The organism is Thermococcus kodakarensis KOD1 (assembly GCF_000009965.1).
Taxonomy (GTDB): Archaea; Methanobacteriota_B; Thermococci; order Thermococcales; family Thermococcaceae; genus Thermococcus; species Thermococcus kodakarensis.
This window is the reverse complement of the sequence record NC_006624.1, coordinates 638,983-660,177: the sequence shown is the minus strand read 5'-3', so window position 1 is coordinate 660,177 and position 21,195 is coordinate 638,983. Positions and strand designations below refer to the sequence as shown.

The 21,195-nt window shown below is 53.2% G+C and carries 20 protein-coding genes and 1 tRNA gene; 11 read left to right on the top strand and 10 right to left on the bottom strand.

Annotated elements, in window-relative coordinates; genetic code table 11:
• The first annotated feature begins 15 nt into the window (after positions 1-15).
• The 5 genes from TK_RS03775 to TK_RS03755 all read left to right on the top strand — a co-directional run bounded on the left by TK_RS03775 (position 16) and on the right by TK_RS03755 (position 4,349).
• Positions 16-321, top strand: coding sequence for a hypothetical protein (locus TK_RS03775; RefSeq protein ID WP_011249714.1), 306 nt, complete (start codon positions 16-18; stop codon positions 319-321).
• Positions 322-345: 24 nt separating this feature from the next.
• A complete protein-coding gene (locus TK_RS03770; protein WP_011249713.1) occupies positions 346-1,398 on the top strand; it encodes a glycosyltransferase in 1,053 nt (350 codons plus the stop codon).
• A 130-nt stretch (positions 1,399-1,528) separates the two neighbouring features.
• On the top strand, positions 1,529-2,449 hold the full coding sequence (locus TK_RS03765; RefSeq protein WP_011249712.1) for an inorganic phosphate transporter: 921 nt from the start codon (positions 1,529-1,531) through the stop codon (positions 2,447-2,449).
• 42 nt (positions 2,450-2,491) lie between these two features.
• Complete coding sequence (gene tgtA, locus TK_RS03760) at positions 2,492-4,234, top strand: tRNA guanosine(15) transglycosylase TgtA (protein WP_011249711.1); 1,743 nt, start codon at positions 2,492-2,494, stop codon at positions 4,232-4,234.
• A gap of 38 nt (positions 4,235-4,272) precedes the next feature.
• Positions 4,273-4,349, top strand: a tRNA-Val gene (locus TK_RS03755).
• A 742-nt stretch (positions 4,350-5,091) separates the two neighbouring features.
• Here the strand turns inward: TK_RS03755 and asnS are convergent.
• Positions 5,092-6,387, bottom strand: coding sequence for an asparagine--tRNA ligase (asnS, locus tag TK_RS03750; protein WP_011249710.1), 1,296 nt, complete (start codon positions 6,385-6,387; stop codon positions 5,092-5,094).
• Between the two features lie 235 nt (positions 6,388-6,622).
• Between asnS and TK_RS03745 the strand changes: the two genes are divergently transcribed.
• Positions 6,623-7,828 carry an amidohydrolase family protein gene (locus TK_RS03745; RefSeq protein ID WP_011249709.1) on the top strand — a complete coding sequence of 402 codons (1,206 nt, stop codon included), beginning with the start codon at positions 6,623-6,625 and terminating at the stop codon, positions 7,826-7,828.
• A gap of 2 nt (positions 7,829-7,830) precedes the next feature.
• Here the strand turns inward: TK_RS03745 and TK_RS03740 are convergent, their stop codons facing one another.
• The 5 genes from TK_RS03740 to TK_RS03720 all read right to left on the bottom strand — a co-directional run bounded on the left by TK_RS03740 (position 7,831) and on the right by TK_RS03720 (position 13,519).
• Entirely contained in the window at positions 7,831-8,973 is a 1,143-nt protein-coding gene (locus tag TK_RS03740) for a thiamine ABC transporter substrate-binding protein (protein ID WP_011249708.1), read from the bottom strand.
• Between the two features lie 110 nt (positions 8,974-9,083).
• Positions 9,084-9,584: a TIGR00288 family NYN domain-containing protein gene (locus TK_RS03735; protein WP_011249707.1), complete on the bottom strand. Its 501-nt coding sequence runs from the start codon at positions 9,582-9,584 to the stop codon at positions 9,084-9,086.
• A 2-nt stretch (positions 9,585-9,586) separates the two neighbouring features.
• Positions 9,587-10,084, bottom strand: a complete 498-nt coding sequence (locus TK_RS03730) for a TIGR00288 family NYN domain-containing protein (protein WP_011249706.1) — start codon at positions 10,082-10,084, stop codon at positions 9,587-9,589.
• Between the two features lie 69 nt (positions 10,085-10,153).
• Complete coding sequence (locus TK_RS03725; protein WP_011249705.1) at positions 10,154-12,589, bottom strand: tRNA(Met) cytidine acetyltransferase TmcA; 2,436 nt, start codon at positions 12,587-12,589, stop codon at positions 10,154-10,156.
• A gap of 48 nt (positions 12,590-12,637) precedes the next feature.
• Entirely contained in the window at positions 12,638-13,519 is an 882-nt protein-coding gene (locus TK_RS03720; RefSeq protein ID WP_143598670.1) for a hypothetical protein, read from the bottom strand.
• 155 nt (positions 13,520-13,674) lie between these two features.
• Here TK_RS03720 and TK_RS03715 point away from each other — a divergent pair, with 155 nt between their 5' ends.
• Positions 13,675-15,573, top strand: a complete 1,899-nt coding sequence (locus TK_RS03715; protein WP_011249703.1) for a S9 family peptidase — start codon at positions 13,675-13,677, stop codon at positions 15,571-15,573.
• Between the two features lie 119 nt (positions 15,574-15,692).
• Here the strand turns inward: TK_RS03715 and TK_RS03710 are convergent, their stop codons facing one another.
• Positions 15,693-16,346 carry a CGP-CTERM sorting domain-containing protein gene (locus TK_RS03710; RefSeq protein WP_011249702.1) on the bottom strand — a complete coding sequence of 218 codons (654 nt, stop codon included), beginning with the start codon at positions 16,344-16,346 and terminating at the stop codon, positions 15,693-15,695.
• A 154-nt stretch (positions 16,347-16,500) separates the two neighbouring features.
• On the bottom strand, positions 16,501-16,962 hold the full coding sequence (locus TK_RS03705) for a DUF1931 family protein (RefSeq protein WP_011249701.1): 462 nt from the start codon (positions 16,960-16,962) through the stop codon (positions 16,501-16,503).
• Between the two features lie 110 nt (positions 16,963-17,072).
• On the opposite strand from TK_RS03705, the gene TK_RS03700 reads away from it, so the two are divergent.
• Positions 17,073-17,660 (top strand): molybdenum cofactor guanylyltransferase, encoded by a 588-nt coding sequence (locus TK_RS03700; protein WP_011249700.1) that lies wholly within the window; start codon positions 17,073-17,075, stop codon positions 17,658-17,660.
• Positions 17,661-17,680: 20 nt separating this feature from the next.
• Here the strand turns inward: TK_RS03700 and TK_RS03695 are convergent, their stop codons facing one another.
• Positions 17,681-18,190, bottom strand: coding sequence for a biotin transporter BioY (locus TK_RS03695; protein WP_011249699.1), 510 nt, complete (start codon positions 18,188-18,190; stop codon positions 17,681-17,683).
• 57 nt (positions 18,191-18,247) lie between these two features.
• Here TK_RS03695 and TK_RS03690 point away from each other — a divergent pair, with 57 nt between their 5' ends.
• Genes TK_RS03690 through TK_RS03680 form a run of 3 tightly spaced genes read left to right on the top strand, consistent with a single transcriptional unit; the run spans position 18,248 to position 20,545 of the window.
• Complete coding sequence (locus tag TK_RS03690; protein WP_011249698.1) at positions 18,248-18,967, top strand: biotin--[acetyl-CoA-carboxylase] ligase; 720 nt, start codon at positions 18,248-18,250, stop codon at positions 18,965-18,967.
• Positions 18,968-18,989: 22 nt separating this feature from the next.
• Positions 18,990-19,778 carry an energy-coupling factor ABC transporter ATP-binding protein gene (locus TK_RS03685; protein WP_011249697.1) on the top strand — a complete coding sequence of 263 codons (789 nt, stop codon included), beginning with the start codon at positions 18,990-18,992 and terminating at the stop codon, positions 19,776-19,778.
• Positions 19,775-20,545 (top strand): energy-coupling factor transporter transmembrane component T family protein, encoded by a 771-nt coding sequence (locus TK_RS03680; RefSeq protein ID WP_011249696.1) that lies wholly within the window; start codon positions 19,775-19,777, stop codon positions 20,543-20,545. Before TK_RS03685 ends, TK_RS03680 begins: the two co-directional genes overlap by 4 nt.
• On the opposite strand, the gene TK_RS03675 is transcribed toward TK_RS03680, so the two are convergent.
• Positions 20,520-21,158 (bottom strand): hypothetical protein, encoded by a 639-nt coding sequence (locus TK_RS03675; RefSeq protein WP_011249695.1) that lies wholly within the window; start codon positions 21,156-21,158, stop codon positions 20,520-20,522. The two genes, TK_RS03680 and TK_RS03675, sit on opposite strands and share 26 nt — an antisense overlap.
• Between the last annotated feature and the right edge of the window lie 37 nt (positions 21,159-21,195).

Sequence of the window (21,195 nt, the reverse complement as noted above, 5' to 3'; positions counted from 1 at the left end):
AGACATGGTGAGAAGATGGACGTGAGGGAGAAGATAGAGAAAGTCCTCGCCGAGTTCAACAGGCTTCACGGGAGCGAGGCAAACGCGAGGATTCTCTCGATTGAAGGAGACGAAGTGATAATAGAGTTCGAGGGCTCCTTCTGCGCCACCTGTGGGCTTTACGACTATTTTGACGACATAAAATGGGAAGCCATGGAGTTCGGCCTTGAGCTTGAACCGGTTGAGGTTCTTGGGGCAGTAGAAGATGACTTTGAACACGGCCGCTACGTCGTGAAATACAAGCTGGGAAGAAAGCCGGTGCTTAGCTTAAGTAACGATTAAAAGACCTTATTTTAACTCTCATACATGCACACCCTCCTCCTAACGGCGCTGGTCATCGTTTTCCTCTGGGACGGCTACTTCTTCATTAATTACATAATTAGCCTTTTCAGGAATTATGTAACTACAGACCGGACTCCTAGGGTCTCCATAATAATTCCCGCCTACAACGAAGGGGAACGGTGTAGAAGGGCAATAGAGGCCGCTCTCGCACAGGACTATCCAGATTTCGAGGTCATATTCGTGGACGACGGGAGCGAAGATAACACGTACGATGTGGCTTCATCAATCAGAGACCCCAGACTTAAAGTTTTCAGGATTGCCCACGGCGGGAAGTCAAAGGCCCTGAACTTTGGACTGTCCAAAGCGAGGGGAGAAATAATAGTCACCACCGACGCGGACAGCGCGCTTGAGAAAAGCGCCGTCAAAGAGCTTGTCAGGAGGTTTTACTCGGAAGACGTTCTTGGAGTTGGTGGCCAGGTGAGGGTTCTCGGGAACTCGTTTCTTGAGAGAGCGCAGGACGTTGAGCACCTGAGGATAGCGACCTTCAGGAGGGCAAAGGAGCTTGAAGACCTGAGCGTCGCTCCTGGACCGATATCGGCGTTCAGAAAGGGGGCTCTTGAGAGGATCGGCGGCTTCGTGGAAGACCCGGTTGAAGACTACGCGACGACAAAGGCCATAAAGAAACTCGGAAGGGTCGTCTACGCGCCAAAAGCTCGGGTGTGGACGGAGATGCCCAAGGACATCAGAACACTCTGGCGCCAGAGGAAGAGGTGGTTCCTTGGTGACCTCAGGAACCTTGGGGGTGGCCTCACGAAAGAATGGGGGTTCCTGCTGCTGGGTGACTTTATAGCAATCCTCGATATTGTAGTTCCTGTTCTCCTGTTGGTTTTTGGTTACTGGTGGGCTTTTGGGCTCTGGTGGGCCTTTGAGACACTTACAATGCTCATACCCGTTCTCGTCGAGGGTGGGGGTATTACAACCTCATTAATATTCCCCGCCGTTCTCTGGTTCTGGGCGGTTTTCTACCTGATATTGCACCTCTACGGATACTCCAAATGGGTGCTTGGAAAGCTGTAGCCCAAGCTACCGGTAATTAACCTGAAGACACACTGCAGAATGCTGATTTTCAGAGCTTATCAGAAAGATTTTTAAATACAATGCACTCCTCTGTGCTACATAAACTATATAGACACAATAGACTATAGGGATGCCTATGATGCTGATAGCGACAGCGGTCTTCATGGCGTGGGCAATAGGAGCGAACGACAGTGCAAAGGCCGTTGGAACCGCCGTGGGCTCTGGAATACTCGGCTTTAAGAGGGCCGTACTCCTCATTGGAGTCTTCGTGTTTCTAGGGGCTTTTCTCGGCGGTTCGGGTGTATCCAACACGGTGAGCGGGCTAGCCAGGGGCATGGAACCAGTAACCATTGGACTAGTCCTCTTCAGCTCCGCTATCACTGTAACATTGGCCAGCCTCTGGGGAAACCCAATATCCACCACACAGGCTATAATAGGTGCCCTCATTGGGGCTTCCCTCGCGGAGGGCCTTCCCGTGAACTGGCCAGTTATCGGAAAGATCGTTCTCACCTGGGTTGTGTCTCCTGCCCTGGCTGGAGTTCTGGCCGTGGGGACGTACATCCCGTACAAGCACCTCCTCAACAGGATAAAGCACATTAAAATCCTTGAGCTGACGCAGAAGTGGCTCGCCTTCACCGCCTCGGCCTACGCCTCCTTCAACCTAGGAGCAAACGAGCTAGCCAACGTGATAGGACTGGCAGATGGAGGAGCTGGGGTTAAGGGCCTCCTCGCAGTTGCCCTCGGAGTTGGAGCGCTGACGTTCAGCTACGAGGTCATGATGACGGTGGGAAGGGACCTGGCCCCTCTCGGCCCGACTTCCGGGTTTTCGGCCCAGATGGGCGCGGCCCTGGCCGTTACCCTGGCCAACCTTTTCGGAATCCCGGTCAGCTCAGGTCAGGCCATCGTCGGTGCAATATCGGGCGTGAGCCTGTATAAGGGCGAGAGGCCCAACAAAAAGGCCCTGAAAGGCATTCTGCGCGGCTGGGTCACTGCTCCAACGGCTTCCGGTGTTCTCGCTTTTATCCTCGTTAGCATGTTCTCCTCCATTTGAACCTTTTTAAAGGCCCCTTCCAATTCAAGGTAGGTGAGAAAAATGGTCGATTTCAGGTTTGAGGTCAAGGCGCGCGACGCTTCCGGCAGGATCGGAAAGCTCACAGTCAACGGGAAAACCGTAGAAACCCCCGCAATAATGCCCGTCATCAATCCAAAACAGCTTATCGTAACGCCGAAGGAGCTCAAGGAGATGGGCTTTGGGATGATAATCACGAACTCCTATATAATATACAAGACTCCAGAGCTTAGGGAGAAGGCGCTTGAAGTGGGGATTCACAAACTTCTCGACTACGACGGGATAATCGAGGTTGACTCGGGCTCATTCCAGCTCATGCGCTACGGCGGCGTCGAGGTAACCAACAGGGAGATCGTCGAGTTTCAGCATGAAATAGGCGTTGACATAGGGACTTTCCTTGACATTCCGACGCCACCGGACGCGCCGAGGGAGAAAGCCGAGGAAGACCTGAGGATAACGCTGGAGAGGGCGAAAGAAGCCGAGGAAATCAAGGAGATAGCGATGAACGCCGCCGTGCAGGGCTCAACGTACCCTGATCTCAGGACATACGCCGCGAGAGAGCTCAGCAGGATGAACTTTGAGATACACCCGATTGGCGCGGTTGTTCCGCTGATGGAGAGCTACCGCTACAGGGATCTGGTGGATGTCGTTATAGCTTCGAAGGTGGGCCTCAGACCAGACAGGCCGGTTCATCTCTTCGGCGCAGGGCATCCTATGATTTTCGCGCTGGCGGTTGCCATGGGTATAGACCTCTTTGATTCGGCCAGCTATGCCCTCTACGCCAAGGACGACCGCTACATGACACCCGAGGGAACAAAGAGGCTTGAAGAGCTTGAGTACTTCCCGTGCTCCTGTCCCGTGTGCTCCCGCTATACGCCGCAGGAGCTCCGCGAGATGCCGAAAGAGGAGAGGACGAGGCTTCTGGCTATTCACAACCTCTGGGTCATAAGGGAGGAACTCAACAGGGTTAAGCAAGCTATAAAAGAGGGCGAGCTGTGGCGCCTCGTGGATGAGAGGGCCCGCTCCCATCCCAAGCTCTACGCGGCTTACAAGAGACTTCTCGAGTACAGAGAATACCTTGAGAAGAACGAGCCGGTAACAAAGGCGAGCGCCTTCTTCAAAGTGAGCGAGGAGGCTCTAAGGTGGCCAATCGTTGAGCGCGCCAGGGAGAGGGCGGAGCGCGTTAGATCAAAGTTTCCTGAAACCATCAGCCACCCGATCTTCGGTGAGATACCTAAGTACCTCTCACTCAGCTATCCGTTCGCCCAGAGTGAAGGAGAAGAAGACTTCACAGTTGAGAAGCCCGAGAAGGGAGAAGCCAGGAAGTACGTTATGGCGGTTGCAGAGTACCAGTTCGGCGAGGGAGCCGGCGAGGCTTTCAAGGACGCCTTTGTCGAGCTCTCAAGGAAGACCGGGATGCCGAGGCAGATAAAGGCCAAGGGCAAGCACCTCGCTACCTTCAGAGCCGAGGACGGCCTGCTGACACTTGGAATTGAAGGGGCGAAGAGACTCCACGAAGTCCTGCCGTTCCCGAGGATGCGTGTTGTAGTTGACGAGGATGCAGAACCGTTCGCAAGGAGGGGGAAGAACGTCTTCGCGAAGTTCGTGGTTGATGCAGACCTGAACATAAGGCCCTACGACGAGGTTCTTGTTGTTAACAGGAACGATGAGCTCCTCGCGACTGGGCAGACCCTCCTCAACGGCGAGGAGCTGAAGATATTCCAGCAGGGACTGGCCGTGAAAGTTAGGAGGGGAGTCGAGAAGTAGAAAAAATTATAAACCCTCTCCTTTTTCCTATTCCGGGCGGGCCCGTGGTCTAGATGGTTATGACGCCACCCTTACAAGGTGGAGGTCCGGGGTTCGAATCCCCGCGGGCCCACCAGTACAAACTTCGCCTGCGCGAAGTTTGATCAAGGTTCGTGGTTCCTTCTAAAATTGCTATTCTACAATGATTTTGTGATACTCAGGCTAAAAAGGCACGAATTCCAAAATTTGGCCTACTAAGAAAGAGTTTCTCTCACCTTGACGCCCTTGTGGCGTCGATTAAAAAGAAAAACTCACGAAAAATAAGGCCAATAAAAGCGGAATTCACAACCAATAAGCCATTTTCTAGTGAAAAATCCTTTCCAATAGCTCACAGACAAGAACCACAAACTTTGATGAAACTTTACCCTGCAAAGTTTCCTGTACTCTCAAACCTCCGTTCTCCAAAAACCGGGAAACTACGTTTCCCCACCTTCCTTCTTTCCTAGTTCTCCGGGGGGCTAACGCCCCCCAACATCCTCCCACAAGCGCTGGCAGAATGTTTTCGACTGGTATGTCTTGTCCGCTTTGAAAAAAGCCAATGTCTTCACAATTCTCGCTTCATTTTTAGATTCTCGGCTTAATTTGCAATTTTTCAAAGGGTTTGCTCACGGTATAACGTCCAAGGGCGTTAAAAACAAAACCCCTATTTCTTCGCTAATTTACCGGAGAACTCCCCATTATTAGGTCAATCTCGAACTCGAAGACATTCAAACTTTTGGTCAAGCTTTTTTTCAAAAAGCCTTGCTGATCTCAAAACAAAGCACTAAAATGAAAATTATGAAGAGCACCGCGAATTCCACTCATCCCTTGCACAAGCGTCACGGATAAAGCCTGCTCGGCGTCCTCGGGAAGAGCGTTGCCCAGCGGACGTGGTCGAGCTTGAGAACCCATGCGACGAGCCTCTCAAGGCCGAGGCCGAAGCCGCTGTGCGGAACGCTGCCATATTTCCTGAGGTCGAGGTACCACTCGTAGTCCTCAGGCTTCATGCCCTCTTCAAGGATTCTCTGCACGAGCTTGTCGTAGTCGTCCTCACGCTGGGAGCCGCCGATTATCTCGCCGTACCCCTCTGGGGCGAGCATATCAGCGGCAAGAACCTTCCTCGGATCCTCTGGGTCTTCCTTCATGTAGAAGGCCTTGATGTGCTTCGGATAGCCGTAGACGAAGAACGGGCTCTCGAACTCCTCAGTTAATACCCTCTCCTCGTCGGCACCCATGTCCTCGCCCCACTCGATGTTCACGCCCTTGCTCTGGAGAATGTCTATGGCCTCGTCGTAGCTTATCCTCGGGAAGGGTGGAACCGCGTTCTTGAGGGTCTTGATATCGTCCTTGCGGTAGAGCTCGATCTCCTTCTTCCTCAGCTCAAGCGTCCTCTGAACCATGTAGCTCACAAGCTCTTCCTCGACCTTCATGATGTCCCAGAGGTCCATCCACGCAGCCTCAAGCTCGAGGTGCCAGAACTCGGTGAGGTGTCTCCTCGTCCTGCTCTTCTCGGCCCTGAAGCTCGGTGTAAGCGACCAGACCTTCTCAAGGCCGAAGATTGCCGCCTCAAGGTAGAGCTGGGCCGACTGGCTGAGGTAGGCGTACCTGTCGAAGTACTTGAGCTTGAAGAGCGTCGCTCCGCCCTCAACTGCTCCGGTGACGAGGATCGGCGGGAAGACCTCGTACCAGCCGTCCTGGAGGAGCCATTCTCTTGCCGCCTGCATGAGCGTGCCCTTGACCTTCATTATCGCGGCAACCTTTGGAGAGCGCAGGTGGAGGTGCCTGACGTCGAGGAGGAACTCGTCGCTCGCATCCTTGGTTATCGGGAAGAAGTCAACGTTCTGGATTATCTGGAGCTTCTCTCCCTGAACTTCGGCACCGGTCGGCGCGCGGGGATCGGCCTTAACCGTTCCCTCGATGATAACGCTCGATTCAATTCCGACTTTCTTGGCCTCTCTATAAGCTTCCTCGTTCAGATCCTTTGAAAAGACGACCTGGACAATTCCGCTTGAGTCGCGGAGGACTATAAAGACTTTCTTTCCGACTTCCCTCTTTCTGTAGACCCATCCAGCGAGCTTAACCTTCTTCCCTTCCATTTCGGGCGTGACATCGGCACAGTAAACCTTATCGATCACCTTTAACCACCTCCAGAGGCTTTGAAAGCGGGTTTATAACACTAACTAATATCTATGTTACCAAGAATAGCGTCAATTGAACCAGAGCGAGAGTGCCACGGGCCGGGACTTTATCTCTATCAAATGCGGCATGGGGATAGCTTTTCTCTCCCAAATTTAAATCCTTTGGAAATTTGGATGTCAAAACGGCAAAAGGCTTAATTACTTGACTGTCAAACATACAAACGGTGGGAGAATGATCGCGCTCATCGGAGACGTCATTGACGCCGAAAGAATTCTTCAAAACCATGCTGTTCTGGTAGAGGGAAATACTATCAGCGCCGTAGTCCCCGCCGAGAAAGTCCGGGAATTCGGCCCCGATGAGGTCTACGGCGGGGACGGCTTCTTCGTGATCCCCGGCCTGATAAACGCACACACCCACGTGGCGATGGCGAAGTTTAGAGGACTTGGAGAGGACATGCCAACAGAGGAATGGCTGGAAAAGATAATCTGGCCTATGGAACTTGAGTGGACGGCAGGTGAAATCAGAGAATGGGCCAGGATTGGTATCATGGAGGCCCTGATGAACGGCTCTACAACGATAAACGACCACTATTTCTTCGCCGACGAAATAGCTCGGGAAGCCGAGAAGATGGGGGTAAGGGCTTTTATCGGACAGACTGTAATGGATCTGGTAGATTTTCCACACGCCGATCCAGAGGAGGGTTTCAAATTCTTCAGGCGCTGGCAGGAAAAGAGCGAACTCGTAACGCCCACCCTCGCTCCCCACGCGACCAACACAGTCAGTCTGGAGCTTATGAGGGAGATGGCCGAACTGTCGGAGGAAACCAACGCCAGAATTCACGTCCACCTAGCCCAGAGCAGGACCGAAGTGAAGGAAGTTAAAAAACGCTACAGTCTAAACCCGGTGGAGTATCTAAAGCAAGCTGGGGCGTTAAGCGACCGTCTGATCGGAGTCCACGGCGTCTATCTTACCAACGAAGAAATTAGAACCCTCGCATCAGCGGGCTCAACGCTCGTCCACTGTCCAACGAGCAACGTGAAGCTTGAAGGGACGACGATAAACCTCCCAGAAGTTCTTCGCGCTGGGGTGAACGTGGCCATAGGCAACGACTCTCCAAATCCCGTCGGCATTATGGATATGTTCCTCGAGATGAGGACTTCGGGTCTCTCCGCAAACCTCCTCGAAAGAAAAGCCCATTCCATCCCAGCAAGAAAAATCTTCGAGATCGCAACCATCGGGGGCGCGCGGGCGCTGGGGATTAAAGCCGGTCTCATCAGGGAAGGCTACCTCGCGGACCTCCTTCTGATAGACGCCAGAAAGCCGTGGTTCAAGCCGATGGAGAGCCCTTACTCTCTGCTCGTGTACTCGACCAGGGGAAGCGACGTTGCACTGACAATGGTAAACGGAAAAATAGTCTGGAAAAAGGGAGGAAAGTAGGCTCACCCTCTCCTCCTCAGCGCGAGTGGAAGGATGGCGAGACCGACGAGTAGAGCAGGCCCGCAGATGCCGCCGGACTTCTCGGCTGATGCGGTGCTCGTCGGCGAAATCTCTGAGGCGCTCTTGCCCTCGACCATTATCGCCCTCCACTCCTTGAGCCACTTGTCGGTGTTCTTAGCAAGCTCATCAGCGGGGATTGAAACGACCTTAGCCTTGCCCACGTCGAGGGCGTAGCTGAAGCACTCTGGAAGCTCGACCTCGCTGTTCACTGGGTACATCCACTGGTTGAGCGGGAGCTTCTCCTGGGCCTCCTTGCTTATCAGGAAGTTGACGAAGGCCTTGGCAAGTTCAAGGTGCTTTGTTCCATTTACTATCCCAGCGCCCTCTATCTGCACGTAGGCAGTGTTGCTGAGGAACACAGCTCCAATGCTGGTGTCGTTGTAGTTGCACGCGCTGTATGCCGGATCGGTGGCGTAGCTGACGAAGAGAGGAGCCTGCCCCTTGTCCCACATCTCCCAGCCTGCAGACCAGCCCTTGACAACGATGACGTCGTTTTCTCTCAGGGCTTCCCAGTAGTAGGGCCACTTGTCGCCGTAGACCGCAATTGTCCAGAGAAGGAATGCCATTCCCGTGGAGCTCGTCAGCGGGTTCTCAACTATGAGCTTGCCCTTCCACTCGGGCTTTGTGAGCTCCTCGAAAGTCTTGGGCGGGTTTGGGACTTCGTTCTTCTTGTACACAATCGCTATCGCCCCGTAGTCGTAGGGCGTCAGGTGGAACTCCGGGTCAAAGTTCTTAATTATCCAGTCGGGGATGTATTTGGCGTTTTCCGGCTTGTACGGGATGAGAATCCCCTCTTTTATGGCCTTCTGAAGGTAGCTGTTGTCTATGCCGATGACGACGTCAGCCTGCGGGTTGTCCTTCTCCATTATCAGCCTGCTGAGGACTTCGCCAGCGTCTCCAAAGAGCACGAGGCGGACTTTGACGTTATACTTCTGCTCAAAGATGGGGATTATCTCCTTCATCCACGGCTCGATGCTGTCGTAGGAGTAGACAGTCAGCGTCTCCTCGGCTGAAACCGGCGAGGAAGACGCGAAGAGGGACGCCAGGATCACCCCGAGCACGAACAACTCACCCATCTTCCCCACTTTCTCACCCCCAGGGATTAACAAGTTGTTATCTTCAATAACTCGATAATAGAAGCGTTTAAAAAAGTTTGTGGGCAGATTTGGGAACTTGCGGCAAAAAGACCATTAACCTACCCTTCTTTGTTTTCAGGGGTCTTTCTCCCTTCCATCTTGATGACGTAGTCCGCCGCGTTCTGAAGGGCCACAGAAAAGCCCGGATCAACGCCGATAACAACGGTCTCCTTGCCGCGCCTCTTTGCCTCAATAATTATCGGGAGAAAGTCAGCGTCCCTTGATGCGAGGGCTATGACGTCAACGTCGGAGTTGTAGATCAGCTCCATCGCCTCTATGGCAACGCGGACGTCGGTGTCTCCAGCAACGATGACAGGTTCAAGGCCCTGGTTTACGACGGCCTCAATAAGTCCCTGTGGGGCGTACTGGTTCAGGATCACCTTTGCGACCCTCACGTTTCCTATCCTCTTGAGGGCCTCAAGGATGTCCTCAAGCTTTATCCCAAACTCCTTCCTGAGGATGTTCGGCCCGTCTATGATAAGCCCTATCGTCTTCTTTGGAGTCTCTTCCTCTTTTTTCTCGCTCTCCCTCTTTAGAATCTTGAAAAACCGCTCCTTCATTCCTACTCACCGCCGAGAATGATCGTGTAGTCAGCGGCGTGCTTAAGAGCCACTGAAAAGCCCGGTTCAACGCCGATAACAACGGTCTCTTTTCCTTTCTCCTTCGCCTTCAGGATGACGGGCAAAAACTCCGCGTTTCTCGTGGCGAGGGCTATGACATCTATGTGGGGGTTGTATATCTCCTTCATGGCCTCGACGGCGAGTTTTACACCTGTCTCGCCGGAGACTATGATCGGCTCGAAGCCCTGATTTGAGACTGCCTCGATAAGCCCCTGGGGCGCGTACTGGTTGAGAATAACCTTGGCAACCCTTATATCTCCGATTTCGCTGAGCGCCTCGGCAATGTCCTCGAGCTTTACCCCGAGCTCCTTCCTGAGGATGTTCGGCCCGTCTATGAGAAGCGCTATCCTCTTTCCCCTCGAGACCTTCCGCTTCATCTGGCCGATGATCCTCATTCCGCTCTTCGTCATCGAAACTATCTTCTCCCATCCACTGGGCATCGCTGACACCGCCGTAATTTTCAAACCAACGGGAGTAGTTAAAAGAGGTTAAAAAAATTGCTAAAACCCTCAGGTGAGAAGCCTCTTGTAGTAGTACCAGAGGCCCCTGATGATGTCCCTGACCTCGATCATCGTGAACATCTCTGTCCTGTCGATGAGCTTTGCCGTTTCCTCCCAGCTGTGGGCCTGGAGGACGCGGTATATGAGGAGCTTTATCTGTCTCTCGTCGAGGTAGGGCTTCATCCAGCCGTCGAGGAAGTAGAGCTTCACTATCGGCTTTACGGCGTCCACCACAGTGTCATAGGTGAGAACCTTCCCTGTGAAGGCATCGAGGCGCTTCTTCTGTATCTCAGTCAGGTGAATCGGGTAGTCCACCGCCTCGCCGAAGGGCGTTTCGAAGAGCCAGCGCGCTATCTCGGGCTCAAGCTCCCTGTGGGTGTCGCCAAGCCACTCGGTAAACCTGATTCTGAACTCGTCGTTGGCCTTCTTGATGAGCTCCTTCGCCTTCTTGCTTATCGGCTTGAGGACTATGGCAGTAAACTCACCGCTGACAGGGTTTCTGGCCGGGCTGAGGTGCACAACCGCGAAGCCGTTCCTGACCCAGAAGCGGACGAGCTCTTCGCTGGCTCCAAACCCCGAGCCTATCCAGTCGAGGCCCTTTTCCCTTGCCTCCTTCTCGAGGAGTTCGAGGGCCTTGCTTCCCAGCCCCATGTCCATTGCATCCGGGTGAGTTGCTATCCTGACTATCCTGTAACCCTTCAGCCTGGCGAACTCTTTGAGGTAGTGGTGCTTGACCATCATGTCCGGGATGATGTTCCCGCGCGGCTTGTAGCCCTTGGCCATCTTGTCTATCACGTTCTTCGGGATTCCACCTTCCTTTGCTATCTGGACGGCCGTGACTATCTTGCCGTTCTTCAGGCGGAGAACCCTCGCCTCGTGGTGAGGGGCATCAGCTAATAGGGCCACGTCGCTCGGTCTGTTGCGGTAGTGAGCCAAAATGTAGATGCCAACGAAGTGCCTGAGGTCTTCCCTGTCGTTTTCGAACCAGTCGTCGAGGTCCGGCTCCTCCAGATAGACCTCCTTCCGCTTTATCAGCTCGTAGTCCTCCTCAGTCAGCTCGACGGGCTCTGCATCGAGCAGGAGAACGTCGAAGAGCCACTTCTCTATTGGATCGCCGTAGGCGTACCTTATCGGTTCCTCCATGTGGAGCTCCTTGAAAGAGCGCTTCTCCCTGGCTTTCTTCAGGAACTTGACTGAGAAGCCCCTTCCAGCGCCCTCGTAGCCGTGGATCGTTGAGGAATAGACAACGCGCGGCTTGTTGAGGTACTTGTGAAGTATGGGCACGTGGATTCCCGCTGCTTCGTCGAGGATGTAGAGGTCAGCGTTCTTCTTGTAGCCCTCCGCTGGAGGGTAATAGCGCAGGCCAATCTTCCTCGCGTAGAGTTCCTTTATGAGGCCCTTCTCTTCGACGACGTAGGGCTTGAAGCCGAGCTTTTCCAGAGCCCTCTTGGCGAACCTGAAGAGGGACTGGACGTTCTCAAGCTCGGGCGCGGTAACAACTATCCTCGTCCTCTTCTTCAGGGCAACGGCGAGACCTATCGCTGCTATTCCCACAGAGACGCTCTTACCCCTACCCCTATCTGCCGTGAGGACGAGCATTCCCTCCTTATCGACAAGCTCCTCGAAGGCCTTGAGAACCTCCACCTGTCCTCTCGTGAGAGCCATCTCGTACAGTTCCTTTGGGAAGAGAGTCTCCTCTGGAATTTCAACCCCTTTTCTGGCTCTTATTTTCGCCTGACTCTTGCTCTTCTTGGGCTTCTTCTTCGCCTTTCCGCTCTCGGTGATGATGTATATCCCGTCGTGCTGGGTGAACTTCCTTATGAGCCTCCTGTTGAAGCGCTTCTTGACGTCCTCTATAGTGTACGGCGGCGTGACGAGGCTCTTGTGGAAGCCCGTCCACATGTCCTTCCACTTCTCGAACGGGTGGGCGAGGATGAATATCAGCCCGCCGCCGCGGACGGTCTCGATGATCCTCCCGAGGTCGTTGGGCGAGTAGTCGTAGCTCATGTCCAAGATAAGGAGATCGTAGGTTCTTCCGAGTATCTCCCTCGTGTGCTTGAAAGTAACAGCCGTAACGTTCACCTCGGAACCGGCCAGAACATCGAAGTGCTTCCTGAAGGCCTCGTAGCGCTTCCTTCCGAAGGTCTCCTCGCCGAGGGCATCCGTGGCGTAGAGAACCTCGATTTTATCCTCGCTCTCATCTCTAAGGCGCTTTTCGATGAGCTCGCCAACTATATCGGAGAGAACCCTCGCTGAAGCACCAGCCAGGATACCGGCCAGCTCGGCCTTCTTCAGCGTGTCTCCCTCTATGACTATCATTCTCCTGTGGAACTTCTCAAGGGCCTGGGCTAAAGCAGTCTCGGTGATCTTGAGAACCGAATCCTTAACCTTCTCGCCTTTAGCGTACTCCCTCACTTCCTTATCAAAGCGGACCTTGACGGTCACGGCCGCCACCTCCCGAAAGAAAAGGATGAGGGGGATTTAAAAAGGTAGCTAAGGGCAGGAAACGTTGAGGGTTTTCTGGAGGGTGTCTAGTTCTTCCTCACTCAAAGCCGTGTGGAGATATTGGAGCACTTCGCATGAGGTAGTATTCCTCTCGCTTTCCCAGATATGGTTTAGAGCAGTTCTGTGGAAGTCCTCTAAGTTCGGATAGAGGTTGTAGGACTTCTCACAAGGATTTTTTGGTATCTCTGGGATAGCATCATTATCAGCTGGACCAAAATGTTTGAAAACGACAATTAACCCTCCAAAAACTGCCACAAAAACGATAACCAAGACTGCGAGAGCAAGGGCGGACTTTAGAGTGCCGTTCATTTCGGGAAGCTTTGCGATAAGAAACATCCCAAGAAGCATCGCCCCAAAGAACGCGGTGCTTATTAGAAGCGCAGCAATTGCGGCGCGGACGTAAGAGCTTTGTAAAAATGCCATAAAAACGTTTCTCGCCCGAAGTACCCATTTTAGGGGAGGTGATGGCTTAAAACTGACCTCCGTGATGTTGGTTTGCCTGTATTCCTTCACGAATTTCAGTTTGAAGTAGTCTATCTTCAGAGAATAGAACGCTTCGTCTATAATTTCTTCGTTCCCTGCCTTCAAGACATCTCTCAAGGAGGCAACACTAAAGTTTAGGTCACTCTCAGCCCTTGAAAGAATAATCTCATAATCCGGACTGTGTGAGCCAAGCCTTCCGGGAACTATAGCCTCCACTTTTCCATCATCTAGGCGGTATCCTGTTGCGTTTTTTAGAAGTTTAGAGGGAGGCAACATCGACTCGACTTCAACCCTGTAAGGAGCAAGCCTGGTGTCGCAGGGCAAGGATTCCACTCTCTCCTCAGCCCGATGGAACGCTATCCACTGTACCGTGGAGATTATGAGCAACACCGCAACCAAAACCGAGACAACTTTTAGTATAAGACGCATGGACGGAACTTGAAAATTATCTTTATTACTCTTTCGCATTGTCCCTAATTAAAACAAACATCGAAACGCTAAGCTTTTATACGAAAAAGCCCGACTTTATTCGGTGATTCTAAATGGTGAAAGGTCTGACCGAGAAGGACCTCGGAAAGTTCAAGCTCGTGGGAAACATAGACGCCTTGGGGAGAAAGCTCGTTTTTCAGGTGACGGAGATAAGCGTCGAGAAAGACGACTACTTCTCAAGGCTCTACCTCTACGACGGCAGAAGGGTCGAGCCCTTCACCTCTGGGAAGAAGGACGCCAACCCACGCTTCTCGCCGGATGGCAAGCTCGTTGCCTTCACATCGAAGCGCGATAAGGAGAGCAAGGAAGCCGAGCTCTACGTCATCCCCACCGACGGCGGCGAGGCGAGGCTTTTAGCGAAGTTCAAGTACGGAATTAAAAACCTCCGCTTCACAGAGGACGGAAAGGGCATAGCTGTCGTTACTCCTATAGACGTCGAGAAGAAGCCCAAGGACGACGTCCACATCATCAAGGAGCTTCCCTTCTGGTTCAACGGTGTCGGCTGGATCTATGGGAAGAGGAGCGTGGTTTACCTCGTTGACGTCGAGAGCGGGAAGAAGAAGCGTCTCACCCCGAAGAACCTCGATGTCGGCCAGATCCGCTTCCACAATGGCAAGCTCTACTTCACCGCCCAGGAAGACCGCGAGAGGAAGCCGATGGTTAGCGACCTCTACGTCCTTGAGGGCAGGAAAGCAAAGAGGCTAACGCCGGGCAAGTGGAGCATCTCCGACTTCATCCCGCTAGACGACGGAACCTTCATCCTCAAGGCCAACACGCGCGAGCGCGGGATTCCGACGAACACCCACATCTACCACTACAACCCGGAGACAGGAGAAATGAGAAAGCTGACGAAAGACCTCGACAGGGCAGCTTATAACTCCCTCAACAGCGACGTTAGGGGTGCCCAGAGGGCCGAGCTTGTCTTTAGGGACGGCTGGGTCTACTACATAGCTACCGACGGTCCGAGGGCGAACCTATTCAGGGTCAACCTCGACGGCAAGATCGAGCGCGTCATCGGTGGAGACAGGAGCGTCGAGAGCTTTGCTATAGGGGATTACATAGCCTTCACAGCCCAGGACGCGGTTACGCCGCTTGAGCTCTACGTCCTCCGCGACGGAAAGGAGAAGAAAGTAACCGACTTCAACGGCTGGATAAAGGAGTACAGCCTCTCGAAGCCGGAGCACTTCAAGGTCAAAGCCAGCGACGGCGTTGAGATTGACGCGTGGATTATGAAGCCGGTTAACTTTGAGCCGGGCAAGAAGTATCCGGCCGTTTTGGAGATACACGGCGGGCCGAAGACGGCCTACGGCTACGCCTTCATGCACGAGTTCCACGTTTTGACCGCTAAAGGCTTCGCGGTGATATTCTCCAACCCGAGAGGGAGCGACGGCTACGGCGAGGAGTTCGCCGACATAAGGGGACACTACGGCGAGCGCGATTACCAGGACATAATGGAAGTCGTTGATGAGGCAGTAAAGAGGTTTGACTTCATCGACCCTGAGAGGATAGGGGTTACCGGCGGCTCCTACGGCGGCTTCATGACGAACTGGATAGTCGGGCACACAAACCGCTTCAAGGCCGCTGTGACCCAGCGCTCCATCTCAAACTGGACGAGCTTTTTCGGCACCACCGACATCGGATACTTCTTCGCGCCCGACCAGATAGGCGGCGACCCGTGGAGCAACACCGAAGGCTACTGGGAGAAGAGCCCGCTAAAGTACGCACCCAACGTTGAGACTCCACTCCTCATAATCCACAGCATGGAGGACTACCGCTGCTGGCTTCCGGAGGCATTGCAGTTCTTCACGGCTCTGAAGTACCTCGGTAAAACCGTCGAGCTTGCCCTCTTCCCGGGCGAGAACCACGACCTCAGCAGGAGCGGAAAGCCAAAGCACAGGGTTAGGAGACTTGAGCTGATAGCTGGGTGGATGGAGAGGTGGCTTAATAAATGATGCATGCATTTTTCCATTTTCTCCTATAAAACGCTAAAACGTTTTAATAACTCACGTACTCATAGATAAAAGGGTGATAAGAGAGTAGATTTAAGAGGGACAATAAGACAGAGAGGAAGCTATGCCCTTTTTCTCCTCATCATCAAGAGAGGAATCACTGCAAGTGCCATTATAATCCCTGGACCACAAATACTGGAGTTTGGTATCTCTGACTTTGCATAGATTGGGGTCTTACTGGCAGTATACATATCTAAATGCCACTCAGCTTTGTTCCCATCAACTTTGTGAGCATTAGAATCTATGATTTTTCCTGGCATCTCGAGATAGTAATCTATTGTAACTAAGCTTCCATACTCTTTGATATCCTCCTGATCCTTTGCAGATTCTTCATGCCAAGTGTTGTCCTTGAAGATTAGATATCCATTCTCCTTATAGATTTCAATACCCTTAGCAAAGTCGGCGTTATCTTTGGGCTTTACGTGCTCTGCATGTATTGTTATTGTAACATTGTCTCCTGTAAAGGACTCTTCACAGGTGACTTTATCTTTAAGATCAGACGTTATATTTGCTCGAATGTCTCCACAAAATGTTCCTGTTGTTGTGTTTTGAACCATGAGAGAGTACACCGTCCGTGGCATTTCCAGTACCAGAGTCATAGACTCTATAGTACCATCCGAAGAGACCTTCACATGTTCTTCAATGCTAACGCATCCACTTATTGTGACTACTCCTATCAAAAGTAGTGCTAGAACAAGTTTTTTGAGGTGTGTCATTTAGATCACCACGATAAATATCGTATCTTCTTTTTTAATTTTTCTCCAAGTTGAGCATAAATCAAAACAAAAATTCAGATGCAGAAGAATTGTAACAATAGTCACCAAGAGTAAGATCAAGAAATAGGAAAAGTCAAAAGTTCAATATCTTTCTTCACAGCGTGTAATCCAGCACCTTCTTGGCCTCTTCGATGTGCTCCGGGTAGACGTTCTTTATCTCCGGGTGGAGGGCCTTGATAACCCTTCCGATGAGCACGAAGAGAGTTCCGGCTATGATCGGAAGCTCGTTCACGACGTCCTCCTCAAGCGGCCTGTCGCCGGGTATCTTCTTGAGGACGTACTTCCTTATCGGCTCTATTTCAACGCCCTCGTCTTCAATGACTGCCCTGAAGAGGTTCATGCTGTTCCTGAAGCCCTTGGTTATTGGGATGTGGCGCATCTTTATCGTGTCAGCGTTTTCGGCCTTCGCGTTCTCGTAGGCGACCTCGAATAGGTCTGCGAGCTTCTTCTCGACGATGTCCATCATCTCCTCAGCGCGGGGCTTGATAACCGCGAGCTCGCAGGTCCTCTCGAGGATTTTCTGGAGCTGCGGGTAGGGTATTATCATCTCCGCCATTTTCCCACCTCCGTCTGTTTTCTCCAATCCAGTTTTAGTAACCTTGAGTATATAAAGCTTTCGCAGAGGGCAGCGATTGACTTTTAAAGAACCCCCTCAAAGGGAGAGTCATGAAAGCAGTAATCCTGGCTTTCCCGGAAAAGCCGTGGGAAAACTACACGATTCCCATAAAGGACGAGCCAGTTGTAAAGCTCACCGAGATGAGGTTTAGAATGAGCAAGCGGATTGACGAGGTTCTGACCATAGTCCGAAAGGACAAGCTCAGGATTTACTCTCTCCATGTCTCTAACCCTGTGCCGGTCATTGCAAGGAATAAAATGGAAGCCCTCCTCAAGGCCATGCCCGACGAACCTTTCTTCCTCGCCGAGGGCAACATGCCGCTCATACAGCCATTCCTCGTGAACTACCTCGTCGGCATCTACCTTGAAGACGAGCCCGAGGCGGTCATACCCGTATGGAAGGACGGAACCGCAGAAGTCACACATGCCGTCTATGAGCCGGATGCACTTAGCGCGGCCATAGAGGCCGCGCTCAGCGAGGGGCACAAAACGCTTAGTTCCATCACCGAGTTCCTTGATTTCGAGCCGGTGTCAGTTGAAGAGCTGATAAAGAAGAACCCGAAGGTTTCTCTCAGCTTTTTCAGGGTGAAAAGCTCGCTCGATAAGGCTTTCGCCGAGGAGAACCTTGGAGAGAGGTAAGATAAAGGGAAACTGGCTGTTTAGAGCTCAAGCCTTCTCTCCACGACCTCCGAAATCTCCACCGCTATAAGGGCCTTAATGAGGTCTGGAATCACGAAGGGGGCAACGCCGAGCTCAAACGCCTTTCCAAAGTTGCCCCCAAAGTAGAGGCCCAGGCGGAGCCAGCCGAGGACGTAGATCAAAGCTATGGCAACCAGGGAAGCGACGAGCTTTGCCTTTCCGCCCTTTCCCTTTGAAAGCCCTGCCATAAATGCTGCTATCGGGAAGGCAAGGAGGTATCCTCCCGTCGGGCCGTAGAGGTGCGCTATACCTCCAGTAAAGCCAGCGAAGACAGGAAGGCCAATTGCTCCGGCTATGTCGTAGGAGAGGACGCTCAGGAAGCCGAGCCTGGGGCCGAGAAGGAGGCCCGTCAGGAGGACGGCAAAGACCTGAAAGGTCAGCGGAACCGGGCCTATGTTCACGCTTATCTGGGCGCTCACAGCTATGAGGGCAATGAATATCCCAGCGTAAGCAACTTCTCGTGCGTTCATTTTAGCCACCGATGGGAACTTGGTTAATCTTTTAAAAGATTTAGGTTAACGAAAACCATGCGGCTTATGAGAGATAGTGCAGTGAAGAGAAGAATACTCGCGGCAATCGAGGATGGGCCAGTTTCAGGCGAGAAGCTCGCGGAAGGACTAGGGATCTCCAGGGTTGCAGTCTGGAAGCACATAAGAGAGCTTAAGAGGCTCGGTTACAAAATAGAGGCCTCTCACGCTGGATACTTCCTGAGGGAACGGCCCGACGTGCCGTACCCCTGGGAACTGCCAGTTAAGGCGTACTACCTAGAGGAAACGAGCTCAACGATGGACGTCGCCTGGAAGCTGGCTGAAAGGGGGAGAGACTTTTTCGTAATCGCGGGCTCTCAGAAGTCGGGCAGGGGGAGGAAGGGGAGCAGGTGGCTTTCACCCCCGGGTGGACTTTGGTTCAGCCTTGTGGCCAGTCCAGAACTGAGCCTTTCCGAGGCTGGGAAGATGTCCAAGGCGGCTAGGGAAGTAATAGCCGAGTATTTGCAGGGGAAAGGAATTCCTGCGGAGGTTTCTGAAAACGGCGTTTTCGTTCACGGCAAGAAGATAGCTGGAGTTCTGGTGGAGGTTGCAGGGGAGCTAGACGCAATCCGCTTCGCCGTTGTTGGCGTCGGCATCAACGTGAAGAACCCGGTTCCAGAAGGAGCTACATCAATGGCGCTCGAACTCGGCGACGTCAGTCTCCTGGGCACAGCCAGGGAGCTTTTGCCGAAGCTTCTGGACAACCTGAAAGCTTTTTAACGCTCCCCTCAATTCCATTCCGATGATCGAAGCAGAAAACGTTCACTTCGCCTACAACGGGAAGGAAGTCCTAAGGGGCATAGACTTCGAGATGGGGCAGGAGATAGTGGCACTCGTTGGACCAAACGGAAGTGGAAAGACAACACTCGCAAAGCACTTCAACGGCCTTCTCAAGCCTTCCAAGGGAAGAGTTCTCGTGGACGGCCTCGACACAAGGGAGCACACCGTCGCCGAGCTCAGCAGGCTCGTTGGCTACGTCTTCCAGAACCCGGAGCACATGTTCTTCGAGGAGACGGTTTTCAACGAGGTCGCCTTCGGTCCAAGGAATCTCGGTCTGAGCGAGGAAGAGGTTGAGGAGAGGGTGAAGTGGGCGCTGAAGTCAGTGGGGCTTGAGGGTTTTGAGGACAGGACGCCCTACTCTCTCAGCGGCGGCGAAAAGCAGAGATTGGCTATAGCCTGCGTCCTTGCGATGAAGCCAAAATACCTAATTCTCGACGAGCCAACAACTGGCCTTGACGCGAGGGCAGAGGAGGAGGTTGTTGAGGTGATACGCTCCCTCCACGAGAGTGGCCATGGGATACTACTGATAACCCACGACATGGACCTCGTCGTGAGGCTGGCCGAGAGGGTAGTCCTTCTCCACGGGGGGCGGAAGCTCTTCGACGGCCCGGTCGAGGAGTTTTTCACGGCCTTTGACGTTGAGAAGTACGGCCTTGAGAGACCCGAGGTAGTCGAGCTGGGAGAGAGGCTTGGGGTTGGTTTTGTGAGGAGCATTGAGGAAATCCTTGCGAAACTGGGGGGAGAAGTGTGATCGGGCAGTTCTACATCAGGAAAGACAGCTTCATGCACTCCCTCGACCCGAGGGTCAAGATAATCGGGATGCTCCTCGGGATAATCACACTCATGCTCTTCAACCAGCCCCTCCTCCTTCTCGCTCTGTTTATCGGCCTGCTCATCATCGGAAAAGTGCTTGCAGGTGCGGACTTTTCCTACCAGTTCAGGCTTCTGAAGCCTCTCTTCCCGATAGTCCTGATAACCCTCGCCCTCTGGCCGGTGATTTACAAACCGCGCCTTGAGGGGTTCTTCATCGGAATCGCATATTCGGCGAGACTTCTCGGCTTCGCGCTCGTTACGTTCCTCCTCCTCATGACGACCACGCAGAAAGAGCTCGTCCTGGGCTTCGTCAGGCTCGGTCTTCCCTACGAGCTTGGCCTGACCCTGACCATAGCCCTCCGCTACATCCCGACCCTGTACTGGCTGGCCAGAACCATAATGGACGCCCAGAGGAGCAGGGGACTGGAACTTGACAAGGGAAACCTCTTAACCAGGATGCGGAAGATGACCTCAGTCCTCATCCCGCTTATCGTCGCGTCGCTTAAGACCGCCCACGAGCTGAGCATTGCCCTTGAGAGCAGGGCCTTTGGAGCGAGCAAGAAGAGGACTTTTCTGAGGGACCTTGAAATGAAGCCCAGGGACTACGCGGTTCTCGCGCTCCTTCTGGTGGGGTTTTCCCTGGCCCTCTACGCCCGCTACGTCCTCGGCTTCGGGCACGTCAACCTTTACCAAGGAGGGGCCTGACGAGGCCGTCAATTGGTATGGAGTGGTCGCCGAGGGAGCCCACCCACTCGGGGGGAGCTTTTGAGAGGGTCATGTTGAGCCGGTAGTGGCCGCGGTACGAGTTCGTTCTCAGGATTAAGAGCGCATCAAGGACTTCGGGGAGTTTGAACAGGCGCGTGAACTCACCGGGATGGTCAAGCTCGTTGAAGGCCACGGGAGAGTGGTGGAGAACAGCTATCAGACCCTTATCGTCCACAACCTTCCTTATCCCAAGGACGGTCTCGGAAAATGGGTTTAGTGCGGGGAAGTTCCCGATGATGAGAAGAGAGCCTTCCTCAACGAGTTCCAGCGCCGAGATGAGTTCATCGGGGGAGTAAACGCTGCCTATGAGGAGCTTCGACGGGTCGGCTCCGAGCAGTGAGAGAGTCTTTGGAGAAACCAACCTGCCAGGGGCAACGACGTAGGCCTTTTTATCGTCGGGACAGCCAGCGGCAAGGTAGTGGACGAATAGAACCGAGGCTAGCTCATCTGTGGAAATGACCCCCGATAGGGTCCCCTCGGAGAACTCAATCGGGAAGTCCTCGAAGGGTTTTACCCCGCTGGTTTCAATCGCTGGCTGGAAAAAGCCCGGCATCAATCAAACTGGGTGGAAGTTCTATTTATAGGTTGCG